The following is a 14,963-nucleotide window of genomic DNA, read 5'->3' as shown; positions in this document are numbered from 1 at the left end:
TTTAAAGCAACTTAATCAGCGCTTCTAGCTCATCAACTAATCCTTTTGCCAGTTCGAAATTAGTATCTTTTAAAGCCAATTCAATTTCCGTTTCAACTGATTTTTTCTTTTGTTCCGTTTCTAAATAGTCTTTATCGAAATGGCTGGCATAAATCATCTTTCTGAACTTACGCATACTCATTTTTCTAATCGTCTTATCTTCAATGATTAGAACATAATCCATACCATTTACAACAGAATAAAAATCATGAGAAATCATGATAATTGCACCTTTATATTCTTGAATGGCTTTTTCCAATGCTATTTGTGTATAGGTATCTAAATGGCTTGTTGGTTCATCAAGAAGCAAGAGGTTAGCTTTACTGGCAGAAACTTTAGCCAATTGAAGTATATTTTTTTCTCCGCCAGATAAAGATCCTATCTTCTGATTTACGATTTCTCCTTCAAAACCATAGTTCGAAAGATACGCTCTAATCTCATCATAAGTTTCAAACCCAGCATCGATGAATTCTTCTAGTATGGTATTAGAATCATTGAGCACTTCGCCTTGAAGCTGAGATAAATAAGCCACTTTAACATCAGCATTTATTTCAATGGAATCATGCTTATTTTTAAAAATTTCTCGGAGTAACGTCGTTTTCCCAGTACCATTTGAACCGATAATAGCTACTTTATCTGTCGATTGTATCTCAAAGTTAACATTTTCTAAAAGCAGCTCACCAAAGGCAACACTATAATGATTAACATTTAAAATATTGCCTTCAATCTCATTATCAATACCGAAACGGATATCTGGTTGCTTAATATTTACAAATGGCGCTTTAATTCTACGTGCTTCCAATCGCTCTTGAAATCTAACTCTAGCCTTTAACGCTCTTCCTCTTGATGCTTCTGAATTATAAGTTGCGATTGCTCGAAGGTTATTGATGATTTCATCGTATCTCTCAATTTCTTCTTGTTCAGCGACTGCGATTTCTTGCAACTCAATTTTTGTCTGAAGTAATGAGAAGTTATACTCAATATATCGCCCATCAAACTCTTGGATCTCCATGTTTTCAAGATGTAGAATTTTGTTGAAACAATGATTCAATAGATATCGGTTGTGCGTAACGACTAGCAGCATTCCTTTGTGAGAATTAATAAGATTCTTAAGTGCATTTAGATTTTCAAAGTCTAAAAATACATCCGGTTCGTCCATAATCATGAAGTCTGGACCACTAAGCATTTCCTTCATCACTTGAATAAGTTTGAATTCCCCGCCACTCAGATCGGATACCCTAACGTCTTTTAACTTCATGAGGTTTGCTAAATTTAGTTTCTTATTAATGATGCTTTCAAAATCATCCCCGCCAATGGAGTCAAATGCATCTAAAGCTAATTGATACTTTTCTAGTAATGTATCAATGTCTGATGATGTTTCCATTTCAGCACAAATAGCTGTTATTTCATTTTGCAGCTTAATAAATGGTTCCCCGATATATTCAAAAACCGTTGTTTCTTTCGTTTTGTCTAGTTGTGAGAATTGACTCACATATCCAATTTTGCAAGTCGGGTCGACCTCTAACTTGCCCTCGAACGTATATTTTTCTGGATCCATCAATATATCTATCAATGTACTTTTACCACTGCCGCTTGTTCCTATAAAAGCGCAATGTTGTGCCTCTTCAAACGTAAATGAAATGTTGTTATAAAGCTCTTTTTGCGGAAATGAGAAGGATAAGTTATCAACTTTTATCATAGTACGACCTTTCTTTATAACTAAAATAGTGACTATTTTTTAGATGTATTCCCCATCATAAGGCTTGCTGCCAAATTCATCGAGCAACGCACGCACTTCATTTGTTGACTTTGCGTTCATTAAGTTATTTCGCAATTCGCTTGCCCCTCGGAATCCACGGACATAAATTTTAAAGAAACGAGGGATGTGCTTGAACGGACGTGGTTCCAGTGTTGAATAATGATCGTGGAGATCCAGATGCAGCCGCAGCAGAGCAAGTAATTCCTCACTGCTATGATCCCTTGGCTCATTCTCAAAGGCAAATGGATTATTAAAAATACCGCGTCCGATCATAATTCCATCTACACCGTATTGTTGTGCGAGCTTTAAGCCGACTTGACGGTCAGGTATATCTCCGTTAATGGTCAACAGCGTATCTGGTGCCACCTCATCACGAAGCTTCTTAATTTCCGGTATTAGATCCCAATGAGCGTCTACTTTACTCATTTCTTCTCTAGTCCGCAGATGAATGGATAGATTAACGATATCTTGTTTCAAAATATGTGTTAGCCAATCGCGCCATTCGTCAATAGCACTGTAACCAAGCCTTGTTTTTACACTTACAGGCAGTCCTCCGGCTTTTGCTGCTTGAATGATTTCTGCTGCAACCTCGGGACGACAGATCAGGCCGCTTCCTTTCCCATTCTCTGCAACGTTGGATACAGGACAGCCCATATTGATATCTATGCCTCTAAACCCTTGTTCCGCCATCCCTATACTCATCTGACGAAAGTATTCCGGCTTATCTCCCCATATGTGGGCTACAATGGGTTGTTCATCCTCTGTAAAAGTCAAACGCCCGCGCACGCTTTGGTACCCGTCTGGGTGGCAATAGCTCTCTGTGTTCGTAAACTCTGTAAAAAACACATCGGGTCTTGCCGCTTCACTCACGACATGGCGAAAAACAACATCCGTCACATCTTCCATAGGAGCCAGCACAAAAAAAGGGCGTGGTAAATCACGCCAAAAATTATTTATCATATCAAAAACCCCACTACGGATATCAGGACTACTCCTCATCCCAAAACTAGAAGAAATCCTGTTCATGTTCCTGCTTCCTCTACACTTATAACATGTTCAATAACCTTTAATCAAACGATATCCACAATAATCATCGATCCATCAATATTATCGACTCTACATGGGATGAGTGCTGACGGTAGATAAGTCTATTTTACATTAAGATGTGGCTGTTATTCACCTAAAATTACAAGATCCACCTTGCATTAAGCTTGGTAGATCTTGTTTGTCATTTGCTAAGTCTTGCTCTCGAAATCCCCGTCTCTTATACGGGTACTCATATCGGACCTTTCAATAACCCAAAAAAAAAAAAAGCAGATGGAGTTATCTCCACCTGCCTTTACTTTTTGTTACCTATTACAACAGATACTAACTATCATTAAGTATCCTGCTAATGGGGTATTTCAGAGCTATACAGGTCAAAAGATCAGGGATTAATTTGCTTCTTTAAAACTGTTGGTCAAATTCGTATATTCGTCTTTATATTCATCCCATTTGCTCTTAGTCGTCCAAGCCATCAATTGACCATAATGTGTAGGTGTTTCGATAACGGTGATTAAATAAACAGCATTCAAATTGTCTACCGTAGCTTCAAGCGTATATTGTAGCGCCTTATTGCCATTAACCGTAACTTCTTTTACTTCACCTTGTTTTGGATTGACTAATGAAGAATTGAATATTTCGGTAACTACATCATAATACTTTTGTAGTGTAAAATCGCTAAAATCCTCTTTAGGTTCTAGTAGTGTCATGAAATATTTTTCTTTTCGAAGATTATAGATTTGCAGGTCACTATCTGGATGAAGCTCGCCGTTCGCATCTTTCCAACTACTGGAGGCGCTTACCTCAAACTTGTTGTCTTTACTCTTAAAAACGGTTAAATTGTCTTTTCCGCCATTTCCGCCATTCCCAGCACATGCCCCAAGAATAGCAACCATAGAAATAGTTAATACAAATATGAATATCTTTTTCATTGTTAAATTAAGTCTCCCCTTTGATGTATTAAGTAAACCCATCCGCTGCTAATACCTAATATTCCCCCTGTAAATGAAAATTTCCCCAAAAATAGCCCCCTACTATATTACGGTATTTACTACTGAATTAGTTAGCTATTTGGATGAATATTTACAAATGGTTACAAAATAGCGTGCGATAGGGGGACTGTACTGTACTTTCTATATTCTCATAAGAAAGCCCCCTCCAAATGAGGGGGCTAGACGCCTTTGCATCTTGCAATGGCCTACTCGTCCCATTAGCCTGCGGGACTCCGGCTGATTGCTATTCAGGAGCGCGTGTTAATTGCGACGAGCCGTTCGCTCTATGCCATCAACGGTTACTTTGTACAGCTGGTGCGGCAAGTCGTGTCCCATGCCGTCAACCAACATTAGCTCGGCGCCCGGAATGGCAGAAGCCGTGTCCTCGCCACACGCCGGAACGAACAGAGGATCGTCCATCCCATGTATGACAAGTGCTGGTACTTTTATGGTAGCCAGCCGCGGACGACGGTCGCCGGAGACAGCAATCGCAGCAATTTGTCGTCCGACACTGCCTGGATCATAGGCTCGCTGCACTTCCTTCAGAATGAGCGCCCGATAAGCGTCCTCTTCAAATGGATAACCAGTGCCGGCGATACGTTTGGCAAAAGAGAGGCTGTGCGCCAAAAATTCTACTTCATCCTCAAAGGGATTCGGCGCCGGTCTAGTCATCATCCCCATGACCTCCGGGGAAGCTTGCGGAAGAGTAGGATTACCCGAACTAGACATAATAGAGGTGAGTGATAAAATCCGTTCAGGGTACTCACTGGCTGCAATCTGGGCGATCATTCCGCCCATCGATCTGCCAACGACATGTGCCCGGTCAATTGAAAGGGCGTCGAGCAGTCCAATAACGTCATTGGACATGTCATCGAGCGTGTAAGGGATGTCCGGTCGCTTTCCTGACATAAGAGCAGTCGCCAGTGCGTCAAAATCAAGCGTCGGATAATGGCTAAAGTGTGTCGAGCAACCTACGTCGCGATTGTCAAAGCGGATCACCCGAAAGCCCCGCTCCGCCAATAATTCACAAAACGGAACCGTCCAACGGATCATCTGGGTTCCAAGCCCGGCGATTAGGATAATAGCCTCGTCATTTTCGTTACCGAAACTATCATAGGCCAACTCAACACCGTTGACTTTCAGAATATTCATGATGATGTTCTCCTTTAATTCATTTGGTTTCACGTAATGCTCTCATTTATAAGTTCCCTTCAGGGAATGCATTAGCGGCTAATTTTTTGACATAGTTTTTGACATCAGGCGCCCAGTCATTAATGAAATGGTGGAACCGATCCAAATCACCAGCATACAGTGCCCGCAGAGCTTCTTCGTATTGATGGAAGTTCCCGGCCATAGCTGTCATAAAGTTATAGGTTGCTTCTTGCGACCCTCGGATATGGCTCTGTTCGTCTCCAGCACGGCGAGCCTCATCAATGAGTTTTCGTAAAGTTACCGACGCCCCTCCAGGTTGACTCTTGAGCCATTCCCATTGCCGTGGCAATAACGTAACCTCACCGGATACTACCCCCAGCTTGGGTCGGCCGACCCGCCGTGTAGGCTGGTGGTTCACTTCCGTACAGGGCAAGTCGCCAAACTGTTCTCCTAATCGTTGTAGCACATCATCTGTCTTCCCACGAAAATCAACATCTACTGGCTTCCCCGTGGAATCGTCAAATACAAGCAACTGTGCAAGGTCTCTGTCATCCAGAGCATCCTTCACTGTAGTAACAACGTGCTGTAACGAGCCGCTGGCGACGACTCCCACATCCAAAAATGCCGTGCAGTAAAAGCGCGTTAGTGCGTTACTCATGCTGGCCTCCTCTCTGACTGCATCACTAATTATACCCGGGTAAAAATAAAAAATCAATATTACCCGGGTATAATACATTTTCCATCGTTGGCTTAGAATAACGATCTTAATTTTGCCGATATCATCAGAGGATTTCCCGCATTTTGGAGCCGACTCATCCCGGTGTTGTCAACTATTTCACCCTACTTTGATTCGGCTCTTCGTGGTGTATGTAAATGAGATATAGGCTAAGATTTTTAATCTTTATGTGAAATACTCAATAGTTGATTGAGGGAAGAAATCGTTGATATATTTGCCAAGCGTTGCTTTAATAGCCTCCTGCTCTTGGTCTGTATAAACATATTTTCCAATTCCATATCTTCCCCATTTCCATTTCCTCTTATTTTCATCAAGTTCCAGCTTTGTCATGGGATAATTTTTTTCAATAACGTGCTTCGCTGGTTTAGTAAATCGATGTTGAATTAATTCGAAGGTCAGATCTTTCTTTGCGGAATCGGAAAGGACAGATTCTAATCTCTCGAACATTACCTTATAATCCTCTTTCCATCCTTCGTGCAAATAGATTGGAGCAATAATGAAACCTAATGGATATCCTGCCTCTCCGACTCTCCTAGCCGCTTCCATCCTCTCCGTTTGTCTGGATGTCCCCGGCTCAAAATTTTTTATTATATAGTCATCATTCATACTGAAGCGAAATCGAGTCCGACCATTATGTTTGGCATCAAGTAAATGATCCACATGAGCAAATTTGGTTACAAAACGTAATCTCCCCCATTGGGATTGGCCAAAAAATTCAATAGTCCTTTTTAGAGAATGTGTTAAGTGATCAATACCTACTATATCGGATGTACAAGATGCTTCAAACCTCGTTATCTCAGGAGCTCTTTCCTTCATATATTGATTGGCAGCATCAAAGATTTCATCAAGATTAACATATGTACGAATATACGGCTTACTGCCCATCGTAGTTTGTAAATAACAATAATGACAATGACCCATACACCCAGTCGCTAAAGGAATTGCATATTCTGCCGATGGTTTTGAAGTATCAAACTTGATAGTTTTCCTAACCCCAACGACTAGAGTTGACTTAGCATTTCTATATTTTTGAAAATCATTGTCTCCAGGCAGGTTACGTATTTGATTATGTGAAGTCGTCTCCCTAATTTCAACGCCCATATTCTCAAATTTGGCCATTAATTCTCTTCCTAGAGGATATTCCAGTGCTCTTGGTTCTACATAAACAAGTTGAGGTACGAAAGGCTTAACCATAAAAATCCTCCACATCCGAAAACCCAAAAGCTTCTCTGTATGCATCTTCAGCCTCACTTGCTGTTCCGTATATGGCAAATTCATCATTTAATGGATAATATGTTTCGTAAATAAATAGTGAAAGATTACCTTGAGAATTAGGATCCATCACAACTGCAGCCTCTTGAACATTAGCTACTCCTTGAACATGAGGGTTGCGAATAATCACATAAACGACTTGCCCCGGCTGAATTCCATCTAACATTTTACCCACTCCATCCTTATGTTTTCGTTAGTATTCGATGAAATCGCGTGGAATATCCTAACAGTTAAGGATAAATTCAAGGCAATAAAATGTAATAAGGAACAGCCATAATATTGCAATCCAATAACGTATTCAATGGCTACGCAGAGCCTGATCCGTCTTCAATATGAATGGCAGCGCCTGCCATTGAATAATTACGGAAGTCAAACCATGGATATTTATTTAAGATAATGTAACGGCAGGCAAAGATACTGGCGAGCGAAAGGAACAGAACCGCTGTACTTAAGGACAGGAAGGCACTATGAGCTCCCCAGTATGCAGCGAGATTCCGAAGCAGCATAACTGCTAGAAAGAGGACGATACCGAATTCGCGGCGATGCTTTAAATTATACTGCAGCCCGGTGAGCCTGAAGTCCATCCGTTGGTGGATGATCCGCCTCTACCTACGGATGGATATGAGCCGTTCGGCGAAGTTTCCATTCATGCGGCTATTGATCAGAATTGTCCACGCAGATAGTCAGCAATACTGCCTAAAGATGTAGTAAAAAAAGGGCTACCCTCGAGCAGTCGGTTTGAACTGCATTTGGATAACCCCGTTCAATATTCTACTTGTCCTTTTGCCCCAGTGATGATCTGCACCCCAATAGTTAGTCATCATCTAATGATTGGACTTAAGGTGGAGCGAGCCCCTTGACCACATCGCTGCAATGTGTTTCCTTAACTATGCTTCAAATAATAAATCGCCAGCTGAGTACGATCCCGTAGTTCGAGCTTCTCCAGCAAGCCGGTAACGTAGTTCCGAGTTGTGCCCTCGCTCAAGAAGATCTGCTGTGCGATTTCCTTGTTGGACAGCCCGTCAGCAACAAGCTTCATGATCTCAAGCTCCCTTTCAGTCAGATCAGCCGCCATCGGCATCCGCTTCTCTTCCTTCAGCATCGCCGTTAGCGAATTTGCAACCTCCCGCTCAAAAACCGCGTTGCCTTTGCCCACCGCCCGCAAGCTTTCAATAATGCTGTCGGATGATTGATTTTTTAAAATATAGCCTTCCGCTCCGCATTTCAACGCTTCTTTTATATACTCATCATCTTTGAAGGTTGTCAGTATGACAATCTTTATATGGCTAAAATGCTGCTTGATTAATCGGGTGCTTAATACACCGTCCATGACCGGCATCCGAATATCCATCAGCACCAAATCGGGCATGAGCTGTTTACAGTACTCAAACGCCTCCTCTCCATTAGAAGCGGTGCCGGCAATTTCAAAATCCTCTTCCATTCCTATGATGATGCTCAAGCCTTCTTGAATCAAAACGTCATCATCTACGAGCAGCACCCTCAAGCCAGCTCCTCCTTTTCTTCTCTCGGTATGACACAGACGATCAGAAACCCATTGTCTGAAAGGATAGATACCGTCCCTCCGAGATTCCTAACCCGCTCCTTCATTCCGCTCAGACCAAGCCCTTCCTTCATTACCGCACAACCTACACCGTTATCCTTCACATACAGCCTGGAGTACCGCTCATTGATGTCAATCGCAATGTCCATGCCCGTAGCGGCAGAATAACGTGAGGCGTTCGTCAGCGATTCCTTCAAATTGGCGATGAGCACCTCTAAATGGTTGACAGGAATCGCATTAAAATCACCGTTCAGCTTTAATTGCACCGGACAAAAACTGAAATTGTCGACAATATTTTTTACATATTCGATCCCGATATTTTCTCGCGGTTTGATGTTGTGGACCGTATCTCGCAGCAGCTCGATTGAACCCGACAAACGGACTATCGATTTGCTTACCATCTCCATCGACTTGGACTCATCTTTGGCATGAAGCTTATAGGCCGCTTGAAGCTGGATCAGAATGCCCGCAATGCTGTGTCCTACGCTATCATGAATGTCTCTCGCAATTCGGTTCCTTTCTTTCACTTCTGTTATACTGGCGATCTCTTTGGACGAGCGCAGCAGCTTCAGCTTGGTTTGCTCCAGCTCATACCTTAATCTACGCTCATTATCAAGCGAATTCATCAGCTGTTGCTGCTCCTTATGAGACGATTGCTGCGTAAACGCTAATATCCCGCATAATACAATTAACGCGAGCGAGTGGACTGCTTCATATTCGCCAATTGAAAAAAAGACGATAACCGCGCCTGCAACGATTAGCCCCCAATAAGAGCGCTTAATCATATAATCATAAACAGGCAGTCCAAATAAAGCTAGAAACTGCAAATCCATCGCAGCACCCGCTCCTAGGAGCAAAAGTACTGCGATGGTCAAATAGTTGGAGTCTATAAATTTTTCTTTTAAAATCGTTAACGCTATAACAGCCAGTAAAAGAATGAACGGCTCATACGCCAGCATCTGATCCATGATGATCTTGACGATAAAATAGATGATCAGGACTGATTTTACAATATAGTTCATCTCGATCCCCTATCGCTATGATTCTCTACATTATACAAATAGAGGAAACTATTTGGCTATATCCGCTTTCCGCATGATCCCAATTAGGAAGAAAATAGTTGCAAATAATAAGAGCACAATGCCCTCTTTTCCCAAATCAGCAAGCGTCGCACCGAGCAGCAGCTTCTCCGTCCCCTTTAGCACCCAAGATACAGGTGTGAAGTAGCTAAAGGTTATGAAAATATCCGGGGCAAAATCAAGCGGAAAATACGCTCCTCCAAGCACGGCCAGCGGTGAAATGAGACAAATGCCGATCAAGCAAGCTTGAATCATATTTTGAGAAATCGAGCTGACCGCAACTCCAAAGGAAACCGTCACGAGCGAGAACAGTATAAATAATAAATAGATACCGATCGCCGAGCCAGCCATATAAATGCCAAAAACCCATTTTAGCATCAGCATAACAAACGTAATCTGAACTATTGAAACAAACAGAAAGCCAACGATTGTCTGCAGCATATATCCGCGAATGGAGATAGGTGCAGTTAACGTGCGGTGGAAGGTGAAATTGCTTTTGTTCAGCAAAATATAGAGCCCTGCGATTAGCGATGTATACAGCATAGCGATAATGAAATAACCAAACACCGACAAGGAGCGAGCAACGCCTTCATTCACAACGCTGTGCTGCTCGATTTGAAACAGGCCTTGCTGATCATAGCGCATAAATGGTTCATAAAAGGCTTCCTCGTCATTATTCACCGCATCCGCGATGGTTCGAGCATGCTGCAGCCATTGCTCAAGAAACGTCCCGACAGGCTCTGAGAAATTGGATTCTTGGACGGTATACGCGGTGATGCCGCCTTCCTCGCCAGCTATCAGCCGATTCGTGAAGCCTTTATCAATGACCAGCACATAATCAACCTCGAGTGACATCAGCTTGCGCTCAATTTCGTCCTCCTCGAACGGGACGATGCTTGCATCATCCATCACATGTCTCTTCAACGTCTCGGTCAGAGCAGTTTGATCATGATCGAACACGACCGCTTTAATAACCGGCTTTTCTTCAATGTAACCGAGCATCATGAACGCTACCGGAAAGATGACGATAAAAAACAACTGGATTTTATTGCGAAAAATCCGTTTGACCGTGTTTAGAAAAATGGTCATGCCATCTTCCTCCTTCCAGCAACGATAGCGAGGCACACGGCTGCTCCTGTTAAGAGTACCAAGTTTATGAGCGATGAGAGCATCAGCTTGTCATCATAAATGTTGGAGAACAAGACATCCTGTGCATAGGTATTAGGAGAAATTTTGCTAAGCTGCTCGATTAGATTGCCCTTCATCGGAGAGTATCCACCCGCTACAAGGGTGAACAAGGTTGATAAAATAAACATAACGAGAGAGGAGAGCATCGTGCTTTGGGTCAAAAAGGCTAATAGCATCCCCATCGATGCCGCAAAAAAGCTGAACAAGAGCAATACTGCAATTATCAGCCACAGACTTCCATCCCAGTTCGTCTTAAATCCAAACCTCGTCACCATGAAAATAAAAACAGCGATGATAAACACTGTAAGCGTACTGCCAAGCAGCTTGCCAATCACAAATTCCGAGACTCGGACTGGTGTCGTTAATAGACGCCCATGCGTATGGTTTCCAAGATCCTTCGTAACGGCAAATACGCCGAACAAAGCACCAAAAAGCAAACATTGAAACATCGTCGTGACCGCATAATAATCGATGCCTCGCGGTATTTTACCTTCGGTTACGATCTTTACCTGCTTAATGATTGGCTGATCTGATCCAGGGTTTACCGTCTCTGCTCTTAGCGACAGCAAGCTGGAATTCAGATTATAGGTTCGAACGAAGCTCTCTAGCAGCGGCCCGGCAAAGGTGTTCCCCGAATGGTCATAGACGACAAGGGATGCTTTTTCACCTAGCCTCAGCGCTTCAGACGTTTGAGCTTCCATATAGACAAACGCATCCCATTCGTTGGATTTAACGCTAGCTATTCCTGCCTCAAGCGATGGTGCTTGCACTGTTTTGAGCTGTGCGGATAGCGCTTCAGAAGCGAAAAATTGATTAAGCGAATCATTTACAAAGCCTTGATCCTCACTATAAATCCCGACTTCCAGAGGATCGATCGTTTTTGGCGTATAAAGATTATCCAGCGCCGTACCGAGTACCAAAATCAACAGAACCGGTAAGATCATGAAGGCAGCCATCGCCTTATAGTCTCGAATTTGACGTAAAAAGGTGTAGGCTCCAATCGTCCCTATTTTCATTCTCTATGCCCCTCTCTCCGGCTTAATCGCGCAGCGATCTCCCGGTTAAGGTTAGAAACACGGATTCAAGGCTCGGCTTTTTGACGTTCAAGGAGATTATCTCGCAATCCTGCTCCGACAGTATTTGCACAATTTTATTTACATTGCGCTCGCCCTTTGTGCCGATGATCTCAAGCCTGCTCCCTGTAACGATGCAATCTCTTACCGTCTGAATCTCTTTAATTCGCTCCACAATCGTAAAGTTAACCGATGACAGCTCGATATCCAGCATTTCTTCTGCTGACACCAGGGAGGTAAGCTCCTCCTTCGTTCCATTTGCGATGACCCTGCCTCGGTCCACAATCGCTATTTTCGTACAAACCTCTTCTACCTCTTCCATATAATGCGACGTATAGATGATAGTAGAGCCCAAACGATTAAGCTCCTTGATCGACTGTAAAATATGATTGCGAGACTGGGGATCGATACCGACCGTAGGCTCATCCATAATAATGAGCTTTGGCCGGTGTACAATAGCGCAAGCGATGTTGAGTCGCCGCTTCATGCCGCCCGAGAAGCCCTTTGGCTTACTCTTCTGGCGATCGGTGAGGCCCGTAAAGGCCAGCGCTTCCTCAATCCGTTCTTTAAGAAACTTGCCCTTCAAACCGTACAATCTTCCGAAATAGTCCAGGTTTTCATATGCGCTTAAATCCTCAAACAGCGCAATCTCCTGAGGCACAACGCCTAACTGCCTTTTTATGTCCATCTCATTTCGTTTCAGCTCTTTGCCCTGGAACTTCACTTCACCGCCGTCATACGATCTCAGACCCGATAAAATGCTGATTGTCGTCGTCTTCCCTGCTCCGTTCGGTCCGAGAAGTCCGAACACCTCTCCTTCCTGTATACCGAAGCTAATATGATCTAGCGCCAAATCATCCCCATATCGTTTAATGACATTTTTCACTTCCAAAAGCATGGCCTTTCCTCCCCGCGCTTCCAAATTGTTTCTGATAATGTAAGTTTATACGGTTCGCTCCCATGCTCCAAGTGAACAAAAGAATAATCGAATGTGACATTTGTCATAAGAGGTCATGAATCATACAGGCAAACACATGACGCTGTTATATCAAATTTATGTTATATAAGATCACACACAAATCTGACATATCGCTGATTCACTTAAATTTTTATTGACCTTCTTAATTTTAATGTAATATTATATAACATAAAGTAAGGGACATCATGAGGGGGCACTTCTATGAACACATCCACACCATCCCGGCACCGGCGCGCGACGCGCCACATTCGAGCTGTTATTCAGATACTGTCGACTGCAATGCTCGGCATCTTGCTATTGCTTAACATTACTCCGCTACTGGCCTATGCACAATCGGAAACCGACGTAACTGAACTTGGTGTCGTAAAACTGGCTAATGCTCTTGAGGAAGGCAAAATTACTAGCGTAGAAGCTGTCCAAGAATATCTTGATCGGATTAAAGCTTATGATAAAAAAATCGGGGACAAGCCTGGCCTGAACGCGATCGTGACTCTTAACCAACATGCGCTCGAGGAAGCGGCAGAGCTTGACAAGGAACGGGCAAGCGGCCATATACGCGGTCCGCTCCATGGCATCCCCGTGCTGGTAAAGGACAACATCAATACGGCAGACATGCCCACCAGCCAAGGCAATCAGGCACTAGCTACCTACCAGCCTAAACAGGATGCTACCGCCGTCCAGAGATTAAAATATGCCGGAGCTATCGTATTAGGAAAGACAAACATGGCAGAGTTTGCTATGTTTTGGGATACGGTTAGCTCCGTTAACGGCAGAACCTATAATCCTTATGATCCAACGAAGAATATTAACGGCTCCAGCGGCGGAACAGGCGCAGCAATTGCCGCAAGCCTTGCTGCGATTGGTCTTGGAACCGAGTCCTGTGGCTCAATTACGGATGTTTCTTCCTTTACCAATCTAGTCGGATTCCGCCCTACAGTAGGCCTTGGTTCCATGGCGGGGGTCGATTACAATCCACTGGGTGATGCAATTGGTCCACTGGCACTGTCCGTTGAAGATGCCGCGATGCTGCTTGACGTTCTCGCAGGCACAGACCCCAAAGATCCCTGGACCTCAGAAGCAGACAGCCATAAATCTGATTCATACCTAGCCTCGCTTAAAGGTTCTACACTGAAGGGCGCCCGTATCGGTTACGTCATTGCTCCGTTTGGAGGTTATGATTATTCGCCGGGACCCGAATCTGATGGGATTTTTTCTACGACGGAGGACGCAATTTCAGTGCTGGAGGCGCAAGGTGCTACAGTCGTCAAAATTCCGCTTAACCGGAGCTGGTGGAATAAATACGCTCCGCAGAATGCTTCCTTCTGGGCGACAACCGGGCATGAGAATTTTTTTGTAAGAACTGAAGCAACATGGCCGAAAGGTCTAGCTGAACTAACCGAGCCAAAGGATGCGATTAATTTTGGCGACATCGTCAAAGGCAGCCCAAAAATGGAGAAGACTGCAGTAGAGTGGGTAATGGGGGACGATAAACAGCCGAGGGACGAGGCAGGATTCACAGCAGCAGTCAATGCCCGTCACACATTTGCCCAAGGCGTAGACGAACTATTCACCTCATATAAGCTAGATGCGCTCGCATACCCGACAGTCGCTGCTCCTCCTGCCAAGGTTCATGAGAATCCGGGTGAACTGCTCGATTCCGAGCAATTCGGTACACATTGCGGATGGGCCAATTTCACCGGACGTCCTGTAGTGAGTGTTCCCGTGGGTTTCGCAGACCATTTCCCTGTCGGACTCAGTATGCTCGGGTCCCAGTTCGGCGACGTCAAACTGCTGGGATTTGCTTATAATCTGGAACAGGCAGCACCCCATCGCAAAACGCCTGAATTGACTCCGTCGCTGCTGCACACCGCAGGAAGCACGGGCACAACGGCATCATCAGATCCTTCCACAGGATCTGATGAAGCATCTAGCGGAAACGCACCATTTACTAGCTCTTCAGGTATGTCACCTTCCGCCGTTGCACTGTCACTAGCTGCCGTATTAGCAGCAGCCATCGTCCTGATTAGTCTTTTCGTTCGGCGGCGCAAAAAATAACTTCCTCAAACCTAAATTCTTCACCACACAAAAATGA

General features: G+C 43.9%; 13 protein-coding genes. 1 reads left to right on the top strand and 12 read right to left on the bottom strand.

Annotation, left to right across the window (positions count from 1 at the left end; translation table 11 throughout):
* Position 1: 1 nt before the first annotated feature.
* The 12 genes from ACFVTB_RS10010 to ACFVTB_RS09955 all read right to left on the bottom strand — a co-directional run bounded on the left by ACFVTB_RS10010 (position 2) and on the right by ACFVTB_RS09955 (position 12,790).
* Entirely contained in the window at positions 2–1,738 is a 1,737-nt protein-coding gene (locus tag ACFVTB_RS10010) for an ABC-F family ATP-binding cassette domain-containing protein (protein WP_387748020.1), read from the bottom strand.
* 39 nt (positions 1,739–1,777) lie between these two features.
* Positions 1,778–2,758 carry a tRNA dihydrouridine synthase gene (locus tag ACFVTB_RS10005; RefSeq protein ID WP_387748575.1) on the bottom strand — a complete coding sequence of 327 codons (981 nt, stop codon included), beginning with the start codon at positions 2,756–2,758 and terminating at the stop codon, positions 1,778–1,780.
* Positions 2,759–3,231: 473 nt separating this feature from the next.
* The gene (locus ACFVTB_RS10000) at positions 3,232–3,771 is read right to left on the bottom strand and encodes a hypothetical protein (RefSeq protein WP_387748018.1); all 540 of its coding nucleotides are present in this window, start codon (positions 3,769–3,771) and stop codon (positions 3,232–3,234) included.
* Positions 3,772–4,092: 321 nt separating this feature from the next.
* Positions 4,093–4,983, bottom strand: coding sequence for an alpha/beta fold hydrolase (locus tag ACFVTB_RS09995; RefSeq protein ID WP_387748573.1), 891 nt, complete (start codon positions 4,981–4,983; stop codon positions 4,093–4,095).
* A 46-nt stretch (positions 4,984–5,029) separates the two neighbouring features.
* Positions 5,030–5,641: a DUF2239 family protein gene (locus ACFVTB_RS09990; RefSeq protein WP_387748016.1), complete on the bottom strand. Its 612-nt coding sequence runs from the start codon at positions 5,639–5,641 to the stop codon at positions 5,030–5,032.
* 243 nt (positions 5,642–5,884) lie between these two features.
* Entirely contained in the window at positions 5,885–6,913 is a 1,029-nt protein-coding gene (splB, locus tag ACFVTB_RS09985) for a spore photoproduct lyase (RefSeq protein WP_387748014.1), read from the bottom strand.
* Positions 6,906–7,157: a transcriptional regulator SplA domain-containing protein gene (locus ACFVTB_RS09980; RefSeq protein ID WP_387748012.1), complete on the bottom strand. Its 252-nt coding sequence runs from the start codon at positions 7,155–7,157 to the stop codon at positions 6,906–6,908. The genes splB and ACFVTB_RS09980 overlap by 8 nt, the downstream gene beginning before the upstream one ends.
* Positions 7,158–7,874: 717 nt before the next feature.
* Positions 7,875–8,489 carry a response regulator gene (locus ACFVTB_RS09975; RefSeq protein ID WP_387748571.1) on the bottom strand — a complete coding sequence of 205 codons (615 nt, stop codon included), beginning with the start codon at positions 8,487–8,489 and terminating at the stop codon, positions 7,875–7,877.
* 2 nt (positions 8,490–8,491) lie between these two features.
* Positions 8,492–9,574: a sensor histidine kinase gene (locus ACFVTB_RS09970; protein ID WP_387748010.1), complete on the bottom strand. Its 1,083-nt coding sequence runs from the start codon at positions 9,572–9,574 to the stop codon at positions 8,492–8,494.
* Between the two features lie 48 nt (positions 9,575–9,622).
* On the bottom strand, positions 9,623–10,720 hold the full coding sequence (locus ACFVTB_RS09965; protein ID WP_387748008.1) for an ABC transporter permease: 1,098 nt from the start codon (positions 10,718–10,720) through the stop codon (positions 9,623–9,625).
* Positions 10,717–11,835, bottom strand: coding sequence for an ABC transporter permease (locus tag ACFVTB_RS09960; RefSeq protein WP_387748006.1), 1,119 nt, complete (start codon positions 11,833–11,835; stop codon positions 10,717–10,719). Before ACFVTB_RS09960 ends, ACFVTB_RS09965 begins: the two co-directional genes overlap by 4 nt.
* 22 nt (positions 11,836–11,857) lie before the next feature.
* On the bottom strand, positions 11,858–12,790 hold the full coding sequence (locus ACFVTB_RS09955) for an ABC transporter ATP-binding protein (protein WP_387748004.1): 933 nt from the start codon (positions 12,788–12,790) through the stop codon (positions 11,858–11,860).
* Positions 12,791–13,072: 282 nt separating this feature from the next.
* Between ACFVTB_RS09955 and ACFVTB_RS09950 the strand changes: the two genes are divergently transcribed.
* Positions 13,073–14,926: an amidase gene (locus tag ACFVTB_RS09950; protein ID WP_387748002.1), complete on the top strand. Its 1,854-nt coding sequence runs from the start codon at positions 13,073–13,075 to the stop codon at positions 14,924–14,926.
* Positions 14,927–14,963: the final 37 nt, after the last annotated feature.

The sequence above is a fragment of the Paenibacillus sp. NPDC058071 genome (assembly GCF_042885235.1).
Lineage (GTDB): Bacteria > Bacillota > Bacilli > Paenibacillales > Paenibacillaceae > Pristimantibacillus.
This window is presented reverse-complemented; position numbering and strand designations above follow the sequence as displayed.